The organism is Paenibacillus sp. SAFN-054 (assembly GCF_051966755.1).
GTDB lineage: Bacteria > Bacillota > Bacilli > Paenibacillales > Paenibacillaceae > Paenibacillus_AQ.
The window spans coordinates 44,620-71,267 of sequence record NZ_JBQCKS010000002.1; the positions used below are offsets into that span (position 1 = coordinate 44,620).

Annotated in this window: 18 protein-coding genes and 2 riboswitches; all 18 genes read right to left on the reverse strand. The window is 50.4% G+C overall.

All coding sequences use genetic code 11. The features are described 5' to 3' along the window. Window positions 1-37: 37 nt before the first annotated feature. Complete coding sequence (locus tag ACTHPM_RS11700) at window positions 38-2,002, reverse strand: copper amine oxidase N-terminal domain-containing protein (RefSeq protein WP_440396185.1); 1,965 nt, start codon at window positions 2,000-2,002, stop codon at window positions 38-40. A 132-nt stretch (window positions 2,003-2,134) separates the two neighbouring features. Continuing rightward, the gene (locus ACTHPM_RS11705; protein WP_440396184.1) at window positions 2,135-2,815 is read right to left on the reverse strand and encodes a DUF4956 domain-containing protein; all 681 of its coding nucleotides are present in this window, start codon (window positions 2,813-2,815) and stop codon (window positions 2,135-2,137) included. Window positions 2,816-2,835: 20 nt separating this feature from the next. Beyond that, a complete protein-coding gene (locus ACTHPM_RS11710) occupies window positions 2,836-3,546 on the reverse strand; it encodes a polyphosphate polymerase domain-containing protein (RefSeq protein ID WP_440396183.1) in 711 nt (236 codons plus the stop codon). 3 nt (window positions 3,547-3,549) lie between these two features. After that, window positions 3,550-6,651, reverse strand: coding sequence for an exopolysaccharide Pel transporter PelG (gene pelG, locus ACTHPM_RS11715; RefSeq protein ID WP_440396182.1), 3,102 nt, complete (start codon window positions 6,649-6,651; stop codon window positions 3,550-3,552). Then, window positions 6,627-8,069, reverse strand: coding sequence for a GT4 family glycosyltransferase PelF (gene pelF / locus ACTHPM_RS11720; RefSeq protein ID WP_440396181.1), 1,443 nt, complete (start codon window positions 8,067-8,069; stop codon window positions 6,627-6,629). The genes pelG and pelF overlap by 25 nt, the downstream gene beginning before the upstream one ends. A gap of 6 nt (window positions 8,070-8,075) precedes the next feature. Beyond that, window positions 8,076-9,908 (reverse strand): DUF2194 domain-containing protein, encoded by a 1,833-nt coding sequence (locus tag ACTHPM_RS11725; protein WP_440421548.1) that lies wholly within the window; start codon window positions 9,906-9,908, stop codon window positions 8,076-8,078. 1 nt (window position 9,909) lies between these two features. Then, complete coding sequence (locus ACTHPM_RS11730; protein ID WP_440396179.1) at window positions 9,910-10,800, reverse strand: tetratricopeptide repeat protein; 891 nt, start codon at window positions 10,798-10,800, stop codon at window positions 9,910-9,912. Continuing rightward, on the reverse strand, window positions 10,797-12,974 hold the full coding sequence (locus tag ACTHPM_RS11735; RefSeq protein WP_440396178.1) for an NAD-dependent epimerase/dehydratase family protein: 2,178 nt from the start codon (window positions 12,972-12,974) through the stop codon (window positions 10,797-10,799). The genes ACTHPM_RS11730 and ACTHPM_RS11735 overlap by 4 nt, the downstream gene beginning before the upstream one ends. A 436-nt stretch (window positions 12,975-13,410) precedes the next feature. Further along, entirely contained in the window at window positions 13,411-15,441 is a 2,031-nt protein-coding gene (locus ACTHPM_RS11740) for a right-handed parallel beta-helix repeat-containing protein (protein WP_440421550.1), read from the reverse strand. Between the two features lie 282 nt (window positions 15,442-15,723). After that, the gene (locus ACTHPM_RS11745) at window positions 15,724-16,470 is read right to left on the reverse strand and encodes an ABC transporter permease (protein WP_440396176.1); all 747 of its coding nucleotides are present in this window, start codon (window positions 16,468-16,470) and stop codon (window positions 15,724-15,726) included. Between the two features lie 28 nt (window positions 16,471-16,498). Next, the gene (locus ACTHPM_RS11750; RefSeq protein ID WP_440396175.1) at window positions 16,499-17,527 is read right to left on the reverse strand and encodes an ABC transporter substrate-binding protein; all 1,029 of its coding nucleotides are present in this window, start codon (window positions 17,525-17,527) and stop codon (window positions 16,499-16,501) included. 16 nt (window positions 17,528-17,543) lie between these two features. Continuing rightward, window positions 17,544-18,335, reverse strand: coding sequence for an ABC transporter ATP-binding protein (locus tag ACTHPM_RS11755; RefSeq protein ID WP_440396266.1), 792 nt, complete (start codon window positions 18,333-18,335; stop codon window positions 17,544-17,546). Window positions 18,336-18,479: 144 nt separating this feature from the next. Further along, window positions 18,480-20,888: a penicillin acylase family protein gene (locus ACTHPM_RS11760; RefSeq protein WP_440396174.1), complete on the reverse strand. Its 2,409-nt coding sequence runs from the start codon at window positions 20,886-20,888 to the stop codon at window positions 18,480-18,482. Between the two features lie 340 nt (window positions 20,889-21,228). Then, window positions 21,229-21,906, reverse strand: coding sequence for an ABC transporter ATP-binding protein (locus tag ACTHPM_RS11765; RefSeq protein ID WP_440396173.1), 678 nt, complete (start codon window positions 21,904-21,906; stop codon window positions 21,229-21,231). Beyond that, the gene (locus ACTHPM_RS11770; RefSeq protein WP_440396172.1) at window positions 21,906-23,027 is read right to left on the reverse strand and encodes an ABC transporter permease; all 1,122 of its coding nucleotides are present in this window, start codon (window positions 23,025-23,027) and stop codon (window positions 21,906-21,908) included. The genes ACTHPM_RS11765 and ACTHPM_RS11770 overlap by 1 nt, the downstream gene beginning before the upstream one ends. A 119-nt stretch (window positions 23,028-23,146) precedes the next feature. After that, window positions 23,147-23,713 carry a TetR/AcrR family transcriptional regulator gene (locus ACTHPM_RS11775; RefSeq protein ID WP_440396171.1) on the reverse strand — a complete coding sequence of 189 codons (567 nt, stop codon included), beginning with the start codon at window positions 23,711-23,713 and terminating at the stop codon, window positions 23,147-23,149. Between the two features lie 120 nt (window positions 23,714-23,833). After that, the gene (locus tag ACTHPM_RS11780) at window positions 23,834-24,628 is read right to left on the reverse strand and encodes an alpha/beta fold hydrolase (protein ID WP_440396170.1); all 795 of its coding nucleotides are present in this window, start codon (window positions 24,626-24,628) and stop codon (window positions 23,834-23,836) included. A gap of 149 nt (window positions 24,629-24,777) precedes the next feature. Next, window positions 24,778-24,933, reverse strand: a riboswitch (cyclic di-AMP (ydaO/yuaA leader). A 71-nt stretch (window positions 24,934-25,004) separates the two neighbouring features. Next, window positions 25,005-25,208, reverse strand: a riboswitch (cyclic di-AMP (ydaO/yuaA leader). 292 nt (window positions 25,209-25,500) lie between these two features. After that, window positions 25,501-26,640: a 5-methyltetrahydropteroyltriglutamate--homocysteine S-methyltransferase gene (locus tag ACTHPM_RS11785; RefSeq protein ID WP_440396169.1), complete on the reverse strand. Its 1,140-nt coding sequence runs from the start codon at window positions 26,638-26,640 to the stop codon at window positions 25,501-25,503. Window positions 26,641-26,648: the final 8 nt, after the last annotated feature.

Genomic DNA, 26,648 nt, shown 5'->3' on the forward strand with positions numbered 1-26,648 from the left:
CGGAAAGGGCGTTATGCCTGTATGTTTAACGTTTCGTTTATACGAGGATCAAAAATACTTTCCCATCTACGAACGAAATGACGTTGAAGTTCGAATACCCCCACGTTTCAATCGTTTTTCCACCGCCAGTGGTTACGTCCTTGGCGGCCGGACTTCCCCAAGATAACTGAACCTGCTCTTTGGTCATGCCAATGGAAACCTTGCCAGCCTTAACCTGGCTCCATACGGAAGCGGGCCATGGGTATTTCTTGTACGGATCTTCATGAAACAGCGCGGACCGGTCCGCGAATAACTGTATCGCTTCCGAAGATTTCATCGGGTAGCTTTTCAACGTCTTTCCCGCTTTGGTGTGAAACGCAAGGATAAACTCTCCCTGGTCATTTGGAAGGACGTCAGCGACCGTAATTTTAGAGAATCGCTCCCAGCCTTCAAAATCGTTTATCCAGTACGTTTTTCCGATATATTTGGCCAGACTTCCCTGCATTGCCGTTTTGATGAGTCCCGCGGTTTGGGAGGACACGACGGTCATCTTGGCGTCCCCGAAAGCGATCTCCGCCTGCTTCCACTTATCATCCCAGCGGATGCTGGCTCCAAGCGCATTCGACAGCAGAGCTGCCGGAATGTAAAGCTCGCCATGATCCTCCGCCGGGACAGCCTTCAGTGTGACGGACTGTCCGTTTACCGTTCCCTCCTTGCTCCCCGCTTTGAAGGACAACGTGATGTCACCGAACTGTGCCTCCATCCATCCGCCCGTGACCGTTAACGTGCCGCCCAATGCTTTAATGACCGATTTGGCCGGAACCATGATCGTTCCGCTCACCTGTTTGGCATATTTCAAGTTATTCTGAAGGCTGGTCGATACCGTCACGGTTTTTGATACGCCACTGGTAGTGACGGTAACCTGCGTTTTACCGACTCCGGACGCTTTCAGTGTATGATCAGGCTGAAGCTTCAATAAGTACGGCTTCTCAACATCGATCTTGGCGTCGCTGGCCTTCACTTTCATCTTCGCACCATTCGAGTAGGACTCCTGGATATCCACTTGGATGCTGTCTCCGACGTAAGGCTCCGCGTTAGAGATCGATACCGATACATCTGTAACGACAGGCACACCGACCGGCGTAATGTCTCCTTCTTTGTAAAAATCCCAGCTTCCGTCACGATGCTGGGCGTAGAAGCCCTCAGCGATGTCATCCGCCGGCAATGAGGTTTTCATAACATCTTTCAGACCTGGAATCTGGTCCTTCAGCTTCCAGCGGTCCTTGTAAGTCCCCGTCGTCCACACCGTGCCGTCCTTGCGCGTTACAATCAGTGCGTTCGTCGGATACCTTGTCGCGTATATGATTTGAATCGCATCCTCTGCGACAGTAACCGGTATAATGCGGCCGTTATCATCAAAATTGGCTGTCTCGTACACGACGACCTTCCCGGATTCAAACAAGATCGCCACCCGGCCGTCATGCACGGTGACCGACTTGACTGCAGCCGCCTGCTCCACGGTCCCCAGCTTTTTGAATATGTTTCCCTGCTTGTTGTTGTCAAGCAACAACAAATCACCGTTCGAGGTCAGAACGGCCAACTCCCGATGTTCATTCGCCAGAAGCTGTATTTGGTTAAGCTCTTTTATTTGTTTATTTTGGAACCAAACCGTACCGTCCGTTTTCAACCAGTAGGATCCAGAGACCTGCTTCGCGCCCGAGGTGCCCTCAATGATACGCGGATCGCCCATTTGCCATTGAACAAGACGGCCGTCGCTGGTTTTGCCATACCCGTCGTACATGTCCCCACTGATCGCATCGACCCTTCCTGGCGTATGGATGACCCGGATCCCCTGAAAAATAGTCCACATGGAACCGTCGCTCATCAGGTAAGTATCTTTCCCCTCAATGTCGTTAATTTGAAGCTGGCCGCCTTCGGCCAATGCGGATCCCGGGTTCCACCAGGTTAAACCCAACCCTATTAAGGCTCCCGCCAGAGCGGCACAACCTATTATTCTCTTCATCATTCTATCTCTCCTTGTCCCGGCCTCTCCAATCTGCCACTTGTCTGCCAGAAAATATTTCCGGGGAAATTGTCGTTTCAGGTAAGTAAAAAAGGCAGGAAGCAACTCCCGCCTTTTTCTCATCGTACGCCGTTACTGGGCATAATCCCCCGTATAGTTAATCAACGAGGCATCCTGCACGCCTTTCAGCGCGCTGATCTCATTCACGAACGCCGTATTATCATCACGAATCCGCACTTCAACCGTAATTTCGGTATACTCCTTGCGGACCGTTTTGGATTTCAGCTTACCCTGCAGCTTGCGGATATGGACGCGTACTTCATCTGTCGCGATATCCGTATGGCGCACGATAAGCAGGTATGGCATTTCTTTGACCTTTTTCCGCGACAGCCACATGAGCACAAGGCCGAAGGCGATCGAACCGATCAGCGCCGCCGGATATACCTTTGCCCCGCAGGCAATGCCAGCCGCAATGGCCCAGAACATGTAGACGATATCCAGCGGGTCTTTTACTGCCGTACGAAACCGAACGATGCTCAGTGCGCCGACCATGCCTAGCGACAGCACGATGTTGGTACTGATCGTCATAATGATCAGCGTCGTAATCATCGTCATCAGCACAAAAGATACGTTGTAATTATAGCTGTATACCACGCCTCTAAACGTCTTTTTATAAATCCAAAAGATAAACATTCCGATGGCGAACGAAGAGATCAAGCCCAGAAACAAATCGATATAAGATATGTCCCTGAATGCTTCCAGATGAAGCGCGCTCTTTTTAAAAAGATCCTGAAAATTTAGGTTATCCCCCACGGCCGTTCCTCCTGTGAATACTATTCTTTAAAATGTTTCAGTCCCAGTTCGCGGCAAATGACGAATTTGGAGATGGCTGAGCGTATATGCCTGTCCGGCTGAACCAGCTGACGGATGCCATCAGGCAGATACGAGTCGTACTTGATCTCCATGATGGTCAGTGCCGGAGGCAGGGCCTCCTCAAGCACCAGGGCGGGATCAAAGACATCAACCGTATTCATTCCGGCCGCCAGCCTTTTATCGAACGTAATGCGCACATTGCCAAGCTCATAAATATAAGCCTCCCGCATGTAATCGACGATAACCGACGGGCGGAATCCGCTATGGACGAGCGCCATATAGAACTCCTGCAGCAGCGGATGATCCTTGTCTGAGAGAAAAGCCGCATCCCCGGCTAAAATCAGGGCATACTCTTCCTTCGTCAATGGCGCCGACACCTTGTTGATGTAATCGCCGAATTTGCTTTTTCGCTCTAACGTAATTTTGCTGTCGCTTCCGTTATACACGCGAATCCGGTATTTATCACGGCGGAACACGCCGTTGTTCTTATCGTACAGCGAGTGCTGCTGCAGCCCGTCGAAATACAGGCTTCGGATTCCATAGCCGTCAGGATGCACCGAATTGCGATCCATCGTCAGGTAGGCGGAGATTCGCTGTCTAAGCGCTATATATTCGTGCAGATGCAGATAGTACTTCAGCTCATGGCGCAGCTTGTTTCCCTGAAATTCCATGCTTTAATCCACCTCAAACTTCATCATGCCATAATAAGGAGTTCCATCCACATCCTCGAAAGAGTCAAACGAAATTTGAGTATTCCCTTTGCTGTCCCGGGCAATGACTTTCCAGTAGTAGGTGCCGCTCTTCAGCTTATCGACGGTAACACGGTTCGCGGCCAGCCCTGTCTTCTCATCCACAATTTGCGTAAAACCCGGATCCTTAGCGAGCGTCCAGTCATACGTCAGATCATCGCCCTGAAGATCGAAGGAGATGCCCCAAGAAAATTGAAACTTTCCGTTTTCTTCGTCAATCTGGTCCATGTAGAACGGCTTCGGCTTCTCCAAATCCTCCAGGAAGAGTTTGTACCCTTGCTCCGGCGTAGACAGAATTCGCTCATAATCCTCCGGCATTTCCGCCAATTTTCCAGGTAAATACTGAATGTCAGGAGATCTTTTAGCAAAAGGTTCGACCTTATCCCGGTATTGATCCAGCAGGCCCTGCACCGTATTTTTATTAATGTAGTTCTTCGATATTTCTTCGATTTTCTTCTTCAGAAGGTCTACATGCTCTTGGCTCCGGAAATACCGGTTATGCAGGGTTCCTCCCCAATAATTGCTCAAGCCGCTTTGATACGGGCTGATGCTCTTCAGATTGCGCTGAAGGCCCCAACCGCCATCATAATCCCAAGGCAGGAAGTACCATTTATCAGAGTTAAGCGGTGAGTACAAATAAAAGTTATTTGCGTCCGTGTCCATGTTATCGGTCAAAATATTGACGGCAAGCCAGGTGAGATAGTTATCCAGATCAAAATGCTTCGCAATGACTTCCTCGATAGGAATCGTCATGTCGTTGACGTCGTCCAGCATGCGGATCAGCTTCTCGTGATCTTCCCTGCCTTTGATCTCCAGAATCGATTCAAACGCTTTTTTATCATACGCAGGATCGGATTGTAGCTTGATTTGGTCCGGATAACGATTGAACTCGAAGAACGCCACTTTATACAATTGACCGTACGGGTCCAGCCAATGCGATTTCAGGAACATCTCGTTCGGCTGCTCGATTTGCGTGTAAAGACCGTAATCCTGAAACTTCGTTTTGGATCCGCCCTCCGAGAGATCCTTCACATACAGCTGGACGAATTCCGTCCGAAGGCTCGTGAAGTTGGGAATGGTCTGAAACAAGTCGAAGCTCAGCTTGTTCCGGATACGCGTCAGATCCGCCGAATGCTTGTTCAAGTTGATGGAACGCTGATTTTCCCACAGGCCCGCTTCGTCATAAAGCTTGATGCGGTAGGATTTTTGCGATGCGTAACGCGCCGTGTTTCCCCGGAGGCTGATGCTGCCGTTCGCCTGATCCTCACCGTATCCGAACAGGCCCGACTTCGGCCCGCTTCCGTCCTCGGCGCCTTCCTGCATAATGACATTGAGCTTGTCCTCGCTATAGCGGTCGGTTTCCCGGTTCAGTCCATACCAGCTCAGTCCCTTATTGTTATCGCCTTTCGGAGGGAGAACGGTCACATACAACGTTTTGACCGCCTTATTCTCGTCCTGCCGATAAATCCGTTTGTCTTCTGTAATCGCCGTCGATTCGGCAACACCCGGATTTTTCGTATCGACGACACTCTCGGCCGCCGGTTCCGGATCACTGGAAGAGTCGGAACAAGCGGTAAGCACGATCATGAGTGATGCGATGACGGAGATCATCAAGTAAGACTTCATGGTGCGTTTCGGTTTGCGGTGGCTGCTCATCGGCTGCGAACAGAACGTGTAATAATCGATGTTCCTTAGCACGTACATCAGCCGAATAAGGACAAGGGCCAAACCGATGACCGATGCGTAGAACATTCCGAGGCCGTCATACTCGTACTGAAGCGTCCAAAACGTGAACAGGGCGTTCAGCAGCAGGAATATACCGCTGATCCACGCCGCGCCTTTACGGTCATCGAAATAGAGCAGCAGAAGAATCGTGATGAACATCATGATAAACAGAAAATAGCCGAGCACAAGAATATTAAAGGAATCCAGCTGGGACATCGTAAAGCCTATTCTGGGAAGAAGCTTCATCCCAATGGCGATCGAAATGATAGTGAACAGCAGCTGAACCTCCATCAAAAAGCTGATTTCCTGCATCAGCGTACGCTGCATGGCTTTTTTGGACGTGTCGATCTGCAGCAGGGTTCCGCCCTCCAGCACATGCTTGTAATAAGCCCGGAACTTCTCGAAAAACTCGGTCTCCACGGACACAATGAACGTTACCAGCGTTGGAATGACGGACAGAAACGCATAGAATACCGGCAAATCGTATTCCGGAGAAATATAAAACCGGTCCGCAACCAACTGGCCGTCGTCGCTGAACCAGAAGACCATGCTGTGAATGTAAATGCCCGCGTACATAAACGTTCCGATGAAAAACAAGGAAGGGTATTTTTTGAAGTACGCCACAAACGAAAAGTAAATTCGGCTGTCAAACCGGGGGAAAACTTGTTCGAGATGCCTGTTCGTCATCACAAGAATCGTCATAAAGCCTATATCGATGGCAAGGAGAGCTCCAGTCGTCGCATCCATCGAGGTCAGGTTCAGAAGCAGCCACCCGGAAGCGATCGCAATGCCCGTCCCGATGGCAAAGCTCCGCACAATCCGCATATAATCCTTTAATGCCGACAAATATACGGACTGATTCCAGATGACGATCAGCTCCATGAACAGGAAATAAGCAGCGAATTTATAGCCCGTTCCTGCCGCAACGCCCCGCAGAAACAACCAGGCGATCAGCGATCCTGCCGGCAGCACGATAACCAGCGAACCATAATAGGAAGCAAGAATATGTTCGAACTTGCGCTGAAAAATCATGTCCGACACAAATCTCGTCAGCAGCATGGAAATACCGCTTGTGATCAGGATCGAGAAGACAAAATTATACTGCATCGTCGCGATGTACAGCTCCCACTGCAGGTGGGTGCCCCCGCTGTAAGACATCAGTCTCTGCAGGACAATGATCAGAAACATGCAAAGAATCATGGGTCCGATCGTCGACATCGAGGAATAAGCATATGCCTTCACATTGTTAATCAGTCCCTGCTCCCGGAATAATTTTCTTAGTTCAAAACCGATTCCGGCCATGTGCCGCTTCCCTCCTTTAAGTTTGCATAAAGCTTGCGGTACTCGGAAATGAAGGTTTCGTATTTATACGAGCGCCGAACCCGCTCCAGCGCATTACGTCCCATTTCCTCCCGCAGTTCGCGATTTTTGCATAGCGTCACCAGGCTGTTGGCGATTTGCTCGTAATGCATGACGGGCGCAATCAAACCTGCCGGTCCAATCCCGTCATCGACGCCATTCAAAAGCTCTTTGCAGCTGCCCACGTTCGTCGTGACGAACGGCTTGCCGCATGCCATACCCTCGAGCACGGCCAGCGGCTGACCCTCGCTGACGCTGGTGAGAAGCAGGATGTCCATTTTCCCCAGATAATCCTTCACTTTGACTTCTCCGGTGAACACGACATCCTGGACCTCCAGGGCTTCAAGCATTTGCAAGCATTCCTCGTAATATTGATCATCTTCCTCCACGGGTCCCATGATGACCAGCTCGGCGTTTGGCACTTCTCTCTTCACCAGCGCAAAGCTCTGCAGCATCGTCTTGATATCCTTGATCGGAACGACCCGGACAACGGCGCCGATTCTTATCCTTCCATCTTCCGGCGCTTGGGGGAGCCCCTCATAATCGCTGGTTCGGACCCCGTTCGGGATAATCCGGATTTTGTCCGGGGAGCAGCCCAGTTCAATTTCGATCTCCTTATTGCGTCCGAACAACGTCACGATCTGATCCGCGGATGTATAAATACAATCGGAAAGACGGTAAAAGTATTCGATCCATAAATCTTTGAAATATCCTTTGACCCAATCCGCTTTAATGATCTCCTCCTCGCGTTCCCGCGAGTATATGCCATGCTCGGTCAAAATGAGCGGCGAACCGTGCACATATTTGCCCAATGCACCGATGACTCCGGCATAACCCGTCGATACGCTGTGATACAGATCTGCCTTGGGGACATCGTTGCGAATCGCCAGGATCAGCGGCAGAATCATCGAGCGGACGGTCCAGAACATCTCCGTAAAAGGAACATGGGTATACTTCGTCCGGCACAGCCGTTCCAGGTTGTCGAAATAGTTTTTGCTCGCCAGGAAATCAGACACATTGGTGAATTTATCGGTCCGAAGCAGCGCAAACGCTTCGTTCCAGTCCAGTGTCCCCTCCCCGCCGATCAGAGCCTGAATCGTTGCCTGCTCCTCGGCAGTCAGCCGGAAACGGCTTCCCCAATCGGCATCCTCATCCAGATAGGCATCAAGGAAAATTTCGCGGACCTCGATGATATTCGGAGGAAGCGTATATTTGAATTTCCCCTTTTGCTTGGTCTGGGCACCGATCGCATAAATAATGAATTCATGCTCAGGCATTTGGGTAATCAGACTGTGAATCCAGCTTGAAACCCCTCCTGTGATATAAGGGTAGGAGCCTTCCGCAATCATACAAATTCTCATCTCTCGTCAACCGCCCAATCCGATTTCAAATTTGTCCTGCTCCGCAGTGACCAGATAGGTATGCTCATCGATTTTGCTGACTTTGCAGTGTTTCAGCTGGCCGATATTGCGCTCCGTCCGAAGAATAAAGTACATGTCTTCCCGGAAGTTGTTAATTTGGCCCACCATCCGGTTCGGCTCTTTATTCAGCGACACTTGGGAAGTCAATGTGTTCACCAAGCTGTTAGCGCCCTCGGTTGCTGTCATGGAGCGAAGCCAAGGGTAGGTCCGGCTCACGCGTTCCAGCTTCTCGGAAAATTGGTCATACAGCTTTTTCCAGGTCAAACCCTTGCCTCGCTCGCTATCGATGACGTCGTCCGGATGGACGAAATGGGAGAATACGCCGAGCGAGGAAGCGGTATTGGCCTCGGCCCAGCGCTCGAACGGCGCCTCCACATACCCCGAGGTTACGCGCGGCATTTCAACGATACCGTCGGAGGCAATCTCGAATTCCTGAACATAGGACAGATTCTGGGCATCCTCCTCATACAAGGAGGATATCGTCGCTAAATCCGGCCACGCTGCCGGCAGTGCTTTCCGGCCTTCCTGGCTTAACACATTGGAGGGCGGTACATACGTGCTCGGTTGATAGGATGGAAATGAATCCTGAAGATATCGGACGACCTCTTCGATGGACGCGTACATATCCTCATAACTGTTCCACGTTTTATATTCGTAAGCACCCGCGACGTCCTCGTCCATCGTCAGCGCCTGGTGATTGTACCCGTGAATCCCGATTTCCCCGCCGCTCTTGATGATTTCCCTGCCGTACGAAATCAGATTGTACCGGTCTTCGTCAATCGGATACCGGAACGGCGGCTTCACCTGATCGCGATACGATTGAATCAGCACCGCCGTGTATTTAAAATCGCTTTGCTTGGCGGCTTTCAGCATATCCGGCCACCAAATGTCATGGTAGAAACGGGGGATGTCTTTTTTGTAAGCATCATAGATGAGCGGCGTTGTCCCGCTTCGGATCGGTGACGGAAAATCATCGATGAAAAGCTGCTTCGTGTTAAACACCGGATAGATGAAGTCAGGCTCAAGCATGCTGATGCCCCCGGCCAATAAACCGCGGTTTATTTTCTCCTGGAGGATTGTCCCGTTGAACACCATGAAGCTGCCTTTCCCGTAGTCGCGTTTCCACATCAGCGGGGTGCCGTCATGGCTTGCAGCCAGAAGCTCCGAGTCCCCGTCAATTTCCACGCTGCTTGAAGTATTGTTCAGGAAGGCTTCATTCATTTGAAGCCCTTTCTCTCCGATCAGGACATTGGATTTCAGCTCGATGCCGTTCGTTTGAAATTGGTTGCCGACAGAAACGATGCCAAGCTTGCGGTATATCTGATAGAACATTTCGTCCTGCTGCAAAGAGCTTGCAAACATCACGTAACCGCCGTTCTCCACGTAATCCCCCAGCTTGTCTATATTCCGTATCGGGTCCAATTCCTGGTTCGTCACGACCATCATTCGGCACTTATCATAGGTAAGCGGCGATGTGGCAGAATCCATGGCGACTGCATTCTTTTTCATGTACTGCAGCATTTTCACCGCATTGTCCTTGACCTTCACACTGTACTCGTCTTTCGAATCATACACGACGCAGTACTGCGGTTCGCCGGCATCCGCCGGCAGCTGCTGCTTCGAGAGCGTCATCAAGGTTTGCCGGTCTTTGGCCAAATCATGGTTTTGGCTGAACTTCATAATGAATTCGGAACGCGACACCTGTACCGTAATGGCAAGCAATAGAATCACGATTATGATGATATATACATTGCGTCTTAACTTTACATCCACATCCATGTCATGCCCCTTCCGACCAGAAACGTACCAAGGTTAATGCATGATGAGACAGACGAAGAGGTGATTTTTTCAGCAGGTCCAGCGTCTCCAGCAGTTTCTTGTGCGATTTCATCTCATAATAAACTTGAATTAATAGTGTGTAGGCCTCTTCCCGGTCCGGAAACCGCTTCAGATAATTTAAGGCCGTCTGCTCCGCTTCAGGGAACTGGGACAAGACCAGCTCTGCCTTGACCTTCTCTTCATAAGCGGATGCCGTATCCGGTGATACCGAAATCAGATCCTTCAACACGCCCAGATAGATGAACCGGTACTTCATCAGCGTCCGTTCATCGATAAAGCCGCTGCGGATATAATCGCGGAGCACGTTCGCGTATGCCTTAAGCAGCTCCTCGTCCTCCCGGCCTGATTCGTACCGGACCGACAGCTCCTGCATGGAGAGTGTCAGCTTTCGCTTCACTTCCATTACCATGCTGACCGCGTAATGAGACGTCTCGCTATCTTCATTGCTTACGGCTTTCTGCAGGACGTCGATGTAAGTCATGGCATCCTGCTTCAGCACATCCAGCATGACTTTGCGCCGTTCCGCATGCTCATTGACCACCAGTGCCTCCTCGATCGGAAGAACGCCCAGGTCTCTTCTGGCCTCCGCCTCGGTATATATATCCATAAATTCATATTCGGGTTTAACCTGCTCCGCAAACAATTCGGTACTCGTCTTGGATCCGCGCTTCAACCAGGAATCCGGCCAGAAGAGCGGGAACAGCCATCCGATCACCGGAAAAATACTGACGCACACCCACCGCAGCAGCCACTCCCGCGGTTCCTTCCGGTAATACACCCACAGACCTCCACCGCACAGCACGATATAAACGACCGTCATGATCTCGATCATGATGCAACATCCTCGACCAGTCTCAGCGATATATGATGCCGCTCAAAGCGCTTCAGTACATGCTGCGCATCGTCCAATTCCGTATTGGACAACAAGACGTAGAGCCTGCCATCAACACCTTCGCCGATATAGTCCGTTTCCCGCAAAATTGCCGACAGCTTCTCCGAGTATTCCTTCACCGATATGTGATCCGATTCGGTTTCGAGCAATATAAAAGGAGTGTTGTGCTGCTCTTTGGCCTGACGCTTGCTCTCCAGAATCATAGAGAATACGTCGGCATTCAAGACGGAGGTTCCATCAATATAACGGATGCTTCGCATGGCATCCACATAAGACAAGGCGCGCGACAACGAAGAAGATATGAGTTCAATCGTGATTTTGAACAGATTTTGATAGTACAGTGAAAAGTTTTCGAATTTCATTTTACCGATCGTGATGACGGCGACAATCTCGTTATTGCTCTTCACGGGAGCCGCCAGGAACGGTACCCCCTCCTGAAGCTGTTTGTTGATAAACATCTTTTCGTTCTCGAACATTTCCTTCAGATATTCATGCTCGCTCACCTTCAGCGATTTGGCGCCCTCCGATTCTGCTTCCCCCGATTGCGCTACAAGCCGAAGATAGCTGAAGCTTGCGTTGACGGAATAGATGGATACGCTCCCGGTTTTCATGATGGACTCGACCACGTTCAACGTAGCGTTGAAGATATGCTCAGGCTCCAGGCTCTCCAGTTCTTTGGTGATGGAGTATATCTTTCCGAAGCTGTCCTCGCTGTTCAGAATCCGTTCCTGCAATTCATCCTTGACCTCCCGGACCTCGGTATAGACCTCATTCAGAAAGGCATGTCTCTCTTCCAGGCTCTGTATCTGCTGCTCTTTGGTTTGAAGCTGCCGCGTCTTGCGCTCAATGGCATAACCTACAACCAAGCCTATGAAGAGATAAACTGCAACCTGAAAAAAGAAATCCGTATCGTAAAGCAGGGAGATAAGCTCGCGGCCGTCTTCCATTTTTTCATAGATTAACAGGCCAATGGACAATACCACCGCTGTAATCGACTGCCGGTTTCCATAGATGATACCCATAATAACAATGTAGAGCACTTTGATATCCATAAAAGCAAACGACAGGTCCCAATCGCTGACCGTCAGCCAAGCCGTAAGCGCAAACGCGAGAATGTTCTCTGCATAAGGCATCCACTTCTTCCGATGGTTAAGCGCCGCTGAGGGTGCCGCCTCTACCGTTACGGCAGCTTCGCGCTGTGCTGTATGCTGTGCAAACCACGTATATGTCCGGAACAGACCTTCCTTGACGCTGTACATCGGGGCCCAGTCCAAATCCCGCTTAATTGCGGTATTGTCCAGCCTGGAATGGCGAATATCCCCGGGCTGGGCTTCTTTATAAACGACTTCGGCCGCATCATGAAGTTCCTTCAGCTCGGCTACCAAATGGTTAACGCTGCAAGCCGTGTTCGTAGCGAGGTTGTATACCCCGGTCAATGTTGAATAGGAAGCACGGTAAATGGCATCTGCCACATCTTCGACGTAAATAAAATCCCGTGTTTGTTCACCGTCTCCGCGTATGTATAACGGCTTACCAGCCAGCAGCTGATCCATGAAAATCGACACGACCCCACCTTCGCCGTTGCTTCCCTGCCGGGGACCGAATACATTTGAGAACCGGAAGCAAAGCGTATCAAGACCATATAGTTCTTTCCACTTGCTGCAGTAGGACTCGCCTACCCATTTACTGATTCCGTATGGAGAGATCGGGTTGCAGTTCTCGGTTTCGGCCAGGGGCAGATGATCATTGGAGCCATAGACGGCAGCGGAGGAAGCGAAGATGAATTTTTTCACGCCGTATTTCTGGGACAGGCTCAGCATATTGACGAGCCCCAGCACGTTCGACTCGGAATCATGCCTTGGATCCGCAATCGACGTTGTCACATTGACCTGGGCGGCCAAATGGACGACGGTATCAAACCGGTTCGTTCGGAATATTTCCTCACATTTGGAGTCCTCTACCGCCAGCTCGTACAGTTTGTGCTTAAAATGGACGTTTTCCTTGGTTCCCGTTGAGAGATTATCGATGACATATACTTCGTAGCCTTCCTTGGCAAAACGTTCCGCGACATGAAAACCGATAAACCCCATGCCTCCGGTGACTAATACTTTCACGGCCCCACCTCTTTTCTATGTAATATAATGAAATCTCAGCTATGTATTTTCGCAGAAATCGTAATGTTAGCATTTAAAAAGCCCGGGTTGATAGCACTATTTTTACGAAAACCATTAAAATAGTAAAAATTTTCAGGACTATTGACTTATACATCAAGAGAAAATATAACTTATTTCCACAATATTTACAATAAGTTTATATAAAAACAAATTTTCTGCTCATAGATTTGCTTTTCGACGGACAAACTCTATGAAAATCCGCTAACTTACGCCACTTCATAAGATTATATCCTACTCGGTCTCATAAAAAGTAGTTACCAATAGTCCTACTTTTGTCATATACTATTCATTTTTTAATAGTCTTTTTTACCTATTTTATAACAAAAAAAGATTATCCCAACAGATGACGCTGGGATAACCTTTCGCTTGATACGACTTATTTCTTCAAACTTGAGCTCGCTTTTGGGATGGACACAAAACCGCCGCTTACGGGAAGTTTGTTCGTATTGGAGTCATTCTGGATGAATCCCACCTTGATTGGCGTATCCGCGGTCGCTCCGATATGGGATAACGTCAACGCAACCTCGATGATCTGATCTGTGGCTGCATAGCTTTCCGTTCCTTTATAAGTTTGGAGCAGCTTCCAGGACCAGTCCGATCCGCCCTTTCCCGTGTAACGGTACAGGTTGCCGTTTTCCAACAGATAATCTGCTCCGCTCTGTGTAAATTTGGTCACTTTAAAGCCGGTATTCGCATTATTGTCCGTATTCAAATAGAACTGGCTCTTCTTCAGGAGTCCACTGCCTTGAACGTAAAGGTACAGCTTGGATTGTTCATAGGCTGCCTTTATCAAGAACGAATTTGAAGAACCTTTGCTCAGAACCGGAACGGTCCCCCATTCGGCTGCATTGCCGTCTGCGGCAAACTTGGAGGAAGGCGCTGTGATCGGATCCTGCCCGGCCACGTATTCCATCGCGCCCATATCGACGGTTCCCTCCCGGATGCGAATCCCGTTCGCATAATCGACGCTTCCGCTTGGGACGTACGCATTCGTGCCTTTGTTGATCGCGGCCGAACCCGATGTCAGACGAATATTGTTCTGTGCTTTATCCACAAACATAGGGTTGCCAAATATAGAATGGGTATCAAAGCCCGTGGCTGTCTGGAATGCAGGCCAGCTCAGATAAGCGGTGCCCTGCCATCTCCATACCGTGCTGTTGGCTCCGCTGGCATTGTACAACAAATTGTAGTCGATCTTGTTGCCTGATCCGCTGGTATTGATCTTGTTGACGGATAGCTTTTGCGTGTTGCTGTAGAAAATATTGTTCAGAATCATGTTGTTCACGTTATACCACTGCATCGTAATTTCCCCGTAGCCCTGCTTCAGCGTGTCATTTTCCAGGAAGGTATTATTCAGAATCTTATTGTTCTCCGAACCCCCGCTGGAAGAATCGGCACCGCCCATAATCAGTCCGGCTCCGTAATTGTGGTGTATGAAGTTGTTCCGAACGGTGATATCGCTCGTAGCCTTCCCCTTCTTTTCACTCGCGAGCTCGATGCCGAAATCGTTCGAGTACACATGATTCCGTTCGATGATCACGTTTGTGGCCCCGTCGGCGTAAATGCCGCCCGCCGCATGAATTCCCGTGCCGTAGGCCGGATTCTTCGAGGAATCGATGCTGTATACAATGTTGCCGGATACGACTCCGTTTCGCGTCTGGTCCACGCAAAGATTGGAACATGCGCCATAAAAGCCCGCGAGTTCGATGCCGATGTTGTTATTCTCGTATACTCTATTGTTCGTTATGGTAAAGCCGTCAATGTTGCCGCTTAAGGTTAATGATTCGCTTTTTCCCGTAATAAGATGATGCACCTTATTGCCGCTGATCGTCAGATTGGTTATCGGCGTAGACATATTGCCGAGGATGTGCATGCCATGAGCGTTACCCGATGTGGAGGTATTCTTAATATCATGGATGTCGTTGTTCACAATCCGGACTGCCGTCCCCCCGTTTTTCATGCGGATTCCCGCCGGATCATAGGAGGAGCTTGAAGTGCTCAGATTACGTATTTCAAAGCCGCTCCATACGAAATAGCTGACATTCGAGAAATTGACCATAGCTTGATTGCTCGACGAAACGCTCAAACCCGAGCCATCCAAAATCGGGATTTCATTGGGGTAATTCTGAACCGTTATGCTGCCTCCGCTCTCCGATCCCGAAGTTCGGACATTCACAAACTCAGAGTATATGCCACCTCTCACGTATAGCGTATCTCCTGGCGCAAGGCTGTTCACCGCTCTCTGGATCGTTCTCCATGGCGCTGTGAAGCTTCCCGGATTCTGGTCATCCCCCGTTGCTGCCACGTAGTAGCTGTTTCCGCCGGCCGCATCGGCTTGATCAGGAATGAATGGACCCATGGAGAAAATAAATAGCAGAAACGCTAAAAGGCCGGCAGCTCTTTTCATTGGTTTCCGAGTCATCGTTCAAATCGCTCTCCTCTCCATTCCAAAAAATCCACACCTGCCTATACTGCTTTAAAATACCATGAAATCATATCGAATAAAAGCAGCACAAGCAGATATCATAGAATCCCTCTATTCTATGCAAAAAATCGCGAGGATGAAATCAGAGAATAGCGGAATGGGACATTCCTTGCTTGCCAAAATCAACTACGCCAAAAAAGCTGCCTAAAGTCCAGGCAGCTGGAATGTATTCAATGAATGCATGGCCGTACCCTCATGCTGGCTTCACGCCTTCGGCGCCCATGATGCAAACCGTTTCTTCAGCGGATGAATCAGGACGAACTCGAAGAACATCGCCAAGATGCCGATCGTGATAATGCCGACCATCACAAGCGGAGAGTTGCCGATCTGCCCGCTGGAGGAAATCAGCCAGCCGATGCCTGCGCTGCCTCCGATCATTTCCGCTGCAACCAGCGAGCGCCAGGCGATGCCGAAGCCGACTACGATTCCGGTGAAGGCGGATGGCATGACCTCGGGCAGGTAAACATGCCAAGCCAGCTGCAGCCGGCTTGCTCCTAAGGTCTGGGCGGCGCGGATATGCGATATTTTGATGCGTTCCATGCCTTGGATGACGTTCACGATAATCGGGAAAAAGGCGGCGATCACGATGACGGCGATCATCGGCGCATTCCCGAGATCCAGCATCAGAATCAGCAGCGGCGCCCACGCCATCGGCGGTGTGGCCTGGAACAGTGTTACCATCGGCGTCAGGAACTGGCGGAAGGCCTTGCTGATTCCGGCAAGCAGCCCCAGCACGAAGGCCGAAACGGCTGCGATGACGAAGCCGAAGAAGAGGCGGTAGAGGCTGATTCCGATATGATGGTAGTAGTCGGGCGATACGAGCTGCTTCTTCAGTTCAAGAAGCGTCTGCCAGGGTCCCGGAAAAATGATGGGCGGGTAATGGCGGGCCGCCAGCATCCAGACCACGATAATAAAAGGGATGGCGAGTATGCCAAAATGAAATTTTTTCATGTCGTTCCCCCTGCCTTCGTAGGCTCGGTTATTTGACCCAGGACGTATCGATGATGGTATTTACCTCCAGCGGCTTCTCAAGAGATTTGATCGCATAGCTGTTATCCGCGATCTCTTGGTAATACTTCACGTCCTTGTCGGTCAGCTCATACGAGAATTGATTGCGTTTCAATGCCTGTACCATCACTTCCGCCGGCGTATACGTTTTATCCGCCCCTTTGATTTCAGGAACGTTGAAGGCTTTGGCCAGTACTTCCGCATCGGCTTCCGTGTTTTGATTCAAATCGTCGATGGATGCCTTGTGACCTTCAATGAACTTCTTCGCGGTATCCGCGTGTTCTGTCAGGAACGAATTCGAACCCAGAACGACAAAGGCGGGATCCGGAAGCTCCTTCACCACCTTCAAACCACGCAGCTCCGCAAACGTCAGGAAGGGCTCGCCGGCTACCGCCGCATCGATCGTCCCGTTCGTCACGGCCGACTCCATGTTCGCTGTCTCCATCTGCACCAAAGCAACGCTTTGGTCGTCAAGCTTGGCCTCCGGCAGCAAAACCGCGCGGATCAGGTAATCAACGCCGCTGCCCTTCACCAGATTGCCGAGCTTTTTGCCCTTCAAGTCCGCAGGCTGCTGTATGCCAGAATCACTTTTGGTCAGCACGCCGTTTTTACCGTCATCTACTTTGGCGATAATTTTGAATTCCGCCCCGCGCGAGCCCCAATTCACCGCCGCCGGCACTCCCGCGTAGGCCACGTCCAGCTTCCCGGAGGACAAAGCCTTGTACAAATCCGGTCCGTTGGCAAAAGAGAAGAATTCCGCCTGCAAGCCCTGCTTGCCGAGCAGGTCCTTTTCCTTCGCGATGATCGCTGGCGCGGCCGCAATCAGGTTCACATATCCCACCTTAATTTCCTGTGCCTGCTCCTTAGCTCCGCTGCCTGCCGTACCTTCCGCTGCTTTTCCCGCGTCCTTGCTTCCGCAGCCTGCCGCTAACGCCGCAGCCAGGACAAGGCTGCCCGCCGTTCCGAATAGTTTCCCATAGACCGATCTTTTTTTCTTCATCGTGAGATTCCCCTTTTTAGATCCCCGAGCCCTCAGACTCGTATTCGATTTGAAAATCGTACCGCAGATCCTTCATCAGCTGTTTTTTGTATTCATTAAAATAAGAAGACACCCGGATCTCCGGGATTCTCGGCTTTCCAAGACCGATTTGGAGCAGCCGGTGAATCCGCCCCTGTTCATCGAACACCGCAACCCTGTCGGACAGATAAATGGCCTCGTCGATGCTGTGGGTCACGAGAATCACCGTCATTCCCGTTTCTTTTTGAATCCGCAGCAATTCCTCCTGAAGCGATTCCCTCGTTTGTTCGTCTAACGCGCTGAAGGGTTCATCCATGAGGAGAATATTCGGCTTCGTGACGAGCGTGCGGGCAATAGCCACGCGCTGCTTCATTCCGCCGGACAAATCGCTGATGCTTTTCAATTCCGAGCCCGCAAGACCGACCATGCGGATGGCCTCCATGCTGCGTTCCAGTCTTTCCTGCTTGCGGACGCCCGCCATCCGAAGCCCAAATGCCACATTGTCCAGAACGCTCAGCCACGGAAACAAAGCCAAATCCTGAAACACGAATCCGCGGTCCGGGCCCGGCTTGATCACTTCCTGCCCTTGAATCAGAATCTTTCCTTGGCTTGGCCGGATATATCCCGCAATCACGTTCAGCAGCGTGCTTTTGCCGCAGCCGCTTTTACCGATAATGCTCAGGAATTCTCCTGGCTCGATCGCGAAATGAATGTCGTTTAGAATATGCCGGCTGTTATCGTAGGCCACGGATATATGGTCGATTTGCAGCAAGGAAGTGCTCGTGTGCACGGTCAAAATCATCCCACCCCTTCAATATACAAGTAATCCGGTATGAATTATGAATAAGTTAGCACTAATGCGGTAAAGCGTCAAGATAAAGTTGATATGGATGAGCATAAAAAAAGCAGCCTAAAAGGCTGCTTTGGGTCTTCGTTATTCGGGCATCAGCTTCAGCTCGTTCCCCGCGCTACGGTAAATGGCTGGTGCGCTGCTCGTCAGGTGGTATTGTCCGGTGGTCCATTCATCGACCTGATCGTGATACCACCTGCTCAGCACATGTCCCGATTGGCCGGGGCCCACGACATTATAAGATCGGGAAGGATCGGCCATGTCGATCACGGTTCTCCACGGAGCACCGTGATTCACTTCCCCGGTAGTAGGATCCCAACCTGCCGCCCCGACGGTTACCTTCCCGCCGCCCATCGGCATCGCTTTGGCATTAAAGACCCGATCCAGCGGCTTCACGGAACCGAGCGGATGAGGGAACTCGACTTCATGGAATTTGCCCCACTGCCATTGATCCGGATGTTTCCCCTGGAGCGAAACTGCTCGGTCGACCGCAAGCTGCAGCGCTTGGAGCGCCACCTTTTCCAGACCGCCTTTTTCGTCGATCCACGGTTCCCTCTCGCCCTGCATGGATCTCCGGATCATTTCATCCTTCACGATCGCCTTATTATTGAACAGCTTCATCATGTCGTCGCTGATGTCAGGCTTGAACAGCACGTCATCAAATTTCAGCATCCACAGCTCGTATGCCAGCGGAGCAGCCTGATCCGGATCATTCACTTTATTCCAGCTTTGCAGCACATCCAATACCTCCCGATCGATCGGCCGCAGTTCCGGATTGTGCTGAACCTTCGCGAGCATTCCGTCCAGAAACTCTTCAGCCTGCAGATTGTTCCGGTCGAACTGCAGCTTCTGCATATCCTCTACCGTCAGCTTATCCTTGCCCGAGAGTACCTGCTGGATGCGTGCCTCCCGATACGGCTGGGCCCAGCTGTCAGTCAAATGGTACGGGTAGCTGTCCCCGGCGACTTTGTTGTTCGCCGTGGCAATGAACCCTTCCGGCGGATTGACAACCGTAGGCAGCTCATCCCAAGGAATATACCCCGTCCATTCATAATCGTCCGTCCAGCCGGGTACGGGAACGGAGCCGTCGCCGTTTCCGCGGATCGGGACTTTACCGTTTCCCCGGTAAGCTATCGTTCCGTCCTGGGAAGCAAAAACGAAATTTTGCGCGGGAGCATCGAAGTACTCGAGGCTTTTCTTAAAGTCGTCCCAGCTGCGGGCTTTGGCAAACATCTGTATGGCTTCCAGCTCCGTCGTGGCATCAAGAGCCGTCCATCGCATCGCAAGAGCCGTGTCCTTCTGCTGATCCTTGGCAAACTCGGAAATGATCGGACCATGCCGGGTCACGACGACTTCATAAGGAACGGGTGCCTCCCCCTTCACCTTGATTTCCTCTTGATACACCTTCGCGTCTTCCCATTTCCCCATGTACTCGAACTGGTTCGGATTCTCCGGATTTCTTTTTTCGATATACAAATCCTGCACATCCGGGCCCAGATTCGTCACTCCCCAGGCAATGTTCTCGTTATGCCCGAGGATTATTCCCGGAACGCCGGCAAATATGACGCCGCTAACGTTCAGCTCCGGTGCCGCCAGATGCGTCTCGTACCAGATCGAAGGCGTATCCAGTCCCAAGTGCGGATCATTGGCAAGCAGCGGCTTGCCTGAAGCCGACTTCCCGCCAGCTACCACCCAGTTGTTGCTTCCATTAAAGGGATCGGGAACGACCGCGGCAGCCGCAAGCCGGCTCACATCGACCGGATGCTCTTTCATAGCCTGCAAAATGGTTGCTCCATCCTTGGGATATGTCGGCATCAGCGATTGGAGCTTATCTGCGGACAGCTTCTGCGCCATACCGTACCGGAACGCTTGCCCCTCCCAGTTTCCGGCCAAATCGTAGGCCATGTATTTGCCGATCGTTAAAGAATCCAGAGGCAGCCACTCCGTCGGCTGATATCCCAGAATCGTAAACTCGACCGGAAGCGCCTTAGACGCCTTAGCATACCGTATGTAATCGTTGACGCCTTGCGCATACCACTCCAGCACCTGCTTGGATTGTTCCGAATAGGAGCTGAGCGAAGCCTCGGCAGCCCGCCGCAGACCGAAGCTGCGGAAAAACTTATCGCGGTCGATGGCTTTCGCGCCAACCACTTCACTCAATTGTCCCGAAGCCTGCCTCCGGCTGAGGTCCATCTGGAATAAACGATCCTGTGCCGTCACAAAACCCTGTGCAATATAGAGATCATGTTCCGTTTGCGCCTCGATATGCGGCACCCCCGCCTCATCCCTCCATACGGTCACTTGTTTATCCAGCCCGGAAATGCGGAGCTCGCCTTGGATGACCGGCAAACTTTTATTCACGAACCAATACACGTATCCTCCTGCGCAGGCGATCAATAGCACAACGATCAGAGCGATGATTACAACCATGCGCGGCCAGCGTTTTCTTCGCGGCTTGACGCCCGGTACGGTCACCACGGCCAACAGCTTCATGCAGGACTCCCCCAGACATATAATGGTAATTATGGATTACCATCCATTATATGGTGTTAAGCGCTTTCATACAAGATGAATCCACCAACGTTATAAGCAGAATATCCCGTCCCTTAGGCGAAGGCTTCGGCTGATCGATAGAGGTAACCCTCCCTTTCGGCATACCTGGTTTTTTTTGCGTCTGATACCGTTCTTTCCCCATGCAAAAAGCCCACTTCCGCGGTAAGCAAAAGGGGCTTTTCAATCTACTATTTTCAAATTTTCATCTGATTTTGCTACTTCTTGATGGAGATCATCCAAACATCCTACTTGCTATTCGGTTCCCTGATTGCACACCAAATCAGACTAAGCTCATCTTTCCATCTTCCATCCGATATACCTTGTCGCAATATTCAAGCATACGCTCATCATGGGTAACCATGATTGCCGCTTTCCGGCGTGACTTTACCTCTTGTTTGATGAGACCGACCACTTCATGTGCGCGTTTGGTGTCCAGGCTTGCAGTCGGTTCATCGGCCAAAATGACGTTAGGATCGTTAATCAAAGACCGGGCGATCGCAGTACGCTGTTTCTCTCCTCCCGAGAGTTCTTCGGGGAAGCTCTTGAGCTTCGAGCCCAGTCCCAGCTCTTCAAGTATGTTTGTGGCGAATATTTTATCCTCTGCCGTCACCTTCCCGGACATCTTCTTTACTAAAAGCAATTGATCCAGAACGTTCAAATAGGGAACCAAGTTCGATGACTGCATAATAAATCCGATTTCCCTAAGCCTCACGTTGGACAGCTCTTTATCCGAAAGCTTGGAGAGGTTATGCCCATTCAGATTAATTTCTCCTTCGGAAGCTTTGAGCAGCGCTCCCGCAATGGATAAGAAGGTACTCTTGCCAGAACCTGAAGGTCCGACCACTGCTACAAATTCGCCTGGTTCAACGGAAATAGAGACATCCTCGAGCGCAGCGATCCGGTGACTGCCTTCGGCATAATACTTTGTGATATGACTGAGCTGTAAGCCTTGATTCATTATTCCATCCTCCCGAGCGCTTTCAGCGGATCAATTTTTGTAATTCTGCGAACCGATACCAAAGAACTGAGCAATGCGATGACAAGCAGGACCACCGAATATACGATGACCAGATTTGTTTCGAGCTTGAATGGCATCGCCTTAGGCATCATTGCCGCCGTCCCGTAAGTAAGCAAAATTCCGATAATAATACTGGTCAGCGACAGTACGAACACTTGGGACATAATCGCTTTGCCCAAGAATCCGTTCCTTGCGCCGATGGCTTTCATAATCCCGAATTGGTTGGTCTTCTGAATCGTAATGACATAGAAAAACACGCCCAGAACGAATGCAGAGATCGCCAGCAGGAATGCAAGCATCATCATAATCGAACCGTTCTCTTCTTTATAACCTGGCATTCCCTGCACGGCTTTCGCTCGAGTCACAGTATCGGTATTCGATAACTTACCGTTTACCAAGCTTGAATCAATATGTTCACCTTGCAGCATAATTGCATTTACAGGATTTGCGATTCCTTTATCCGAACCCGGTGCCGCAAAGGCGATCTTACGCCATTCAGATATGGGTGTGAACACGGCTGATACGTGGTTGTAGGTTTGATCCTCCACAAATCCGATAATGGTCAGCGACTCTGTGGAACCGTCTAATTGGAACGTATCCCCAAGTTTAAATCCTTTATCCTTCATGGTGATATTCGCAATGACACTTTTCGGTTGATCAGGAGATAAACGATTTCCTTCAACGATGGACGGCTCCAAAAAGCTGCCCGGCTCGATCCCAATGATGGCGATGTCGACTTTGTCCTCATTTTTGTTGCTGTGCCCTTTGAGCGCTGTTGCCATGGAATTTCCCATAGGTGAAGCAGCTGTTACATCAGGTAATTTCTCTGCTTCGGTCACCAATTGATCGGACAGCAGGGATTTGCTCATGGAAGACTGCGACCCTTGCTGAAAGATAACATAATCGGCATTCATGTTCTTGAGTACGGACGCGGCAAGCGTCGATAGACCATTGCCCAAGCCAGACAGGATGAACACCAACCAAGCGATAAGCACAAAGATAATGACAATCATGGAAAACCTCATCTTACTATGCATTAATTCCTTCATAGCCAAAAACATGCGATTCCAACTCCTCACTCCTAATTATTTGACACTTGTGTCAAAATAGACGAACCACATCGCAGTCCCCATCTATTAAATCATATATTTGACACTTGTGTCAAAATAGATTCGAGTTTCTATGACCTCCCCGAGCCTCCGATCCATACTTGAAACAAGAGATCGCTCCATTGATCTGTCGGGACATTCAGCATATTCGGAGTATTAATCAGGTTAAAAAAAGTACCGATAAGTACCGGTAGGGGAATATCCTCCCTTAAATTGTTCTCCTTTTGTGCCTGTTCAAACAAGCGTGCGAGCTGAACCTTGAGACTCGAATGCGCCCTCTCAATAAATTGAAGATCATCGATCACCTTGATATGATCTGAATGTATTTTTTGAGCATCACCAAGGAGTTGATGAAGCCTGGATTCTTCAACATAAACATGAAGTAACTGTCGGAGAGCGATCATAGGGTCCGTCTCATCGATGGATGATGCATTTTCTAATACGTTCGAAATCACCCGCTTCATACAAGCAGCAACGATTTCTTCTTTATTGGAGTAATATTGGTAAATCGTGCTTCTGGCTCCAGGGAGATGCTGTGACAGGAGTTTAAGATGAAATCCGTCGTAACCATGCTCCAATATTAATCTTTTCGTCACGTCAAGCAGCTCTGTTTCCGTAAAAGATTGTTTTCTACCCAATGTGGATCGTCTCCTTTCCGTCTTGTAAGATCAGTTTAACAAAAAAACAGCAACAACAGCAATCGGTTGCCGTTGTTACTGTTTCTTTTAAGGAGGATGGCGCCCTTGACGGATTCGGGTTCATGCCATCACCTTTTCATCGATCATGAAGTTGAGAAGAATGCGGTTGAACTCCTGAGGCTGGCAAAGATGGCTCGGGTAAATGGCATCGTCGATGACGGCTTTCTGGGCGTAATAAAACATCTCCGCAGCCTTGTTCATTTGTTTGACGAACCATTCGCTCTGTCTGCCGGCTACGCATAGAATGGGCATTCGCAGCCTTGTCGAATTCGAGTCCATGTCGATTTTGAGCAGGGCCATGCGCTGCTTGATCGACTCCGTCGGACGCTTGTGAAAGAGCTCATCCCGCAAAATGCTGTATGCAGGTACCCACCGGTTATATGTCACCCGCAGCGACCGGAGAAAGAATTCCGCAGGAAGATAATAGGACAACCAGCTGCAGGCCTCAAAAAATTTCCAAATCCCGCTGCGGGTTCCGTACGGACCGTAGAAATAGCTGTCAACCAACACGAGTGCATTCACTTTATCCGGCTGGTAAGCAGCGAATTTTTGGGCAAGCAGACTGCCGCTGGAGCAACCGACGAGCGTGACTTTGGTCAAATCCAGCTTTTCCAGCAGCTCGTTCAGATCCATGCACTGCGTATCGATGATATCCTCCACTTCGACGTTTAATTTGCCGGAATTGCCATAGCCCCTTAAATCGAGCACAATCACCTTGGCCCTTTTGCTGAAATATTCGACCTGCGGCTCAAACATATGATGAGTCGAAAGATGTCCGTGGATAAAGACGATTGGCGCGCCGCTGCCGTGTGTTTCGTAATATAGGGTTGTTCCGTTTACTTGTATGTTGGGCAACTTCCTTCTCCTCTCTACCTTAACATGATGTCTAAGATGCCTTCCCTCAGGCAGATAAAAAAGACAACAAAAAAAGCATTGAAAAGAGGACCTCTCTTCAACGCTTTCAGGGCAAGGCCAAAAAAGCCTTGATTCATCGCATCGTAAGGATCGTCTCTCTTGATACGCTTGCGAGGTTAGCTGACGGATTCGGACTTCAGAGTAGCCCTACTCATTACAATGAGATTCACCCCATGTGACAACCTTTCTGTCACGGCCGGTTCCCCCGCTTTCCGCTCCTGGCGGAAATTCAGCGAAATAGACATCTATTCAATTTGCGCACACAAAAACACAGAGCGGATACCCTGTGCTGATTTTAAAAGCTCACAGTTTCACTCCTCTCTCTTAGCGACGCTTACGAGGTTAGCTGACGGATTCGGGCAGTGAGAGTTGCCCTACGGACGGCATGGATGTCATTCCCCTCCATGACTTATTCCGATTCACCCCATGCATGGACAGATTCGGCCATCCGGCAAAATCCGTTCATTGCGGTTCGTGGTTCCCCCGCTTTTCACAAGCGAAAACTCAGCGTAATTCCGTGTCATTCCTTCAAAAGCTAACAATGAACTGAATATACGCCTGAGCAGGCAAACTGTAAAGCATGGGTTCCACAGAATTAATGGCTTTTTCGTTGCGTTTCCTGAAATAGCAGGCACTTATCCTGAGAAGTCTTATCTTTTCGTTCATTAGCTCCTCGTTGCTTTCGTTTAGGTGAACATTTTTGTTCCATTCCCTTTTCCTTCAGACAGCGGCATCAGAGAACAAGCAAAAACCGCCTCCTGAATGCATGTTCAGGGGCGGTTTGCTTATAATCCCGGCTTAAAGCTTCTATATTATTCGTTCCAGACTTCGTCCGCAATCTCCTTGATAAAGGCCAGCTTCTTCCACTGCTCTTCCTCCGTCAGGATATTCCCCTCCTCGGTCGAAGCAAATCCGCACTGCGGGCTAAGGCAGAGGTGGTTGATGTCCACCACCTTCGCGGCTTCCCTGATCCGGCTCACGATCTCCTGCTTGTCTTCCAGGTCGCCTGTCTTGGAGGAATGCAGCCCCAGCACGACCTGCTGATCCTTTATAAATCTCAGCGGGGCAAAGTCTCCTGCCCGATCCGTATCGAATTCCAAGTAAAATGCGTCGATATGATCCACCCCGAACAGCGTTTCGGCTACCGGCCCGTAACCGCCCGCGGAAGCCCAAGTCGAATGGTAGTTGCCGCGGCACACATGCGTCGTGATGATCAGATCTTCCGGCAGGCCGGTAATCGCTTCCTGGTTCAGCTTGGCGTACTGCTTCGTGATTTCCGAGACGTCGACGCCTTCCTGCTGCCTAGCTTCCCAGTAGTTCGGGTCGCAAAGCATGCCCCATGTGCAGTCATCCAGCTGCAGGCTGCGGCAGCCTGCCTCATAAAAGTCGCGGATGGCCGCATTGTAGGCTTTAGCGATATCTGCTACGAGCTCTTCCGTGCTGGTATAGAACGCTTCGGTGCTTTCTTTGTTCTCCGCCCGCTGCAGCTCGGCCAGAAACTGGGCCGGCGCAGGAATCGTTTGTCTCGCGACGACGTCATCGCCCGCAGCCTGCTTCAAAAATTTGAAATGCTCCACGAACGGATGTCCCGTATAGCCGATTTTCCCGTAGAGACGCGCGGTTTCTGCTCTCGTCTCCTCACCCTGGAATACATATCCGCGATCTACAACCTGTTTTTCGACGCCATCCAGCCCCCACATGAAATCCAGATGCCACCAGGAACGCCTAAACTCGCCGTCCGTCACCGCTTTTAAGCCGACTTCCTTCTGTTTCTCCACCAGCTTGACGATTTCATCATCTTCGATCCTTTTCAACTCTCCGGCCGATAGGATGCCCTTCTGGTACTGGCTCCGTGCCTCCTTCAGTACTTCCGGACGCAGAAAGCTTCCGACATGGTCGTATCTATAAGGGGTTGCCTGTCTTCGTTTTGCTTGTTCCCTAATTGTGCTCATCGTTCATT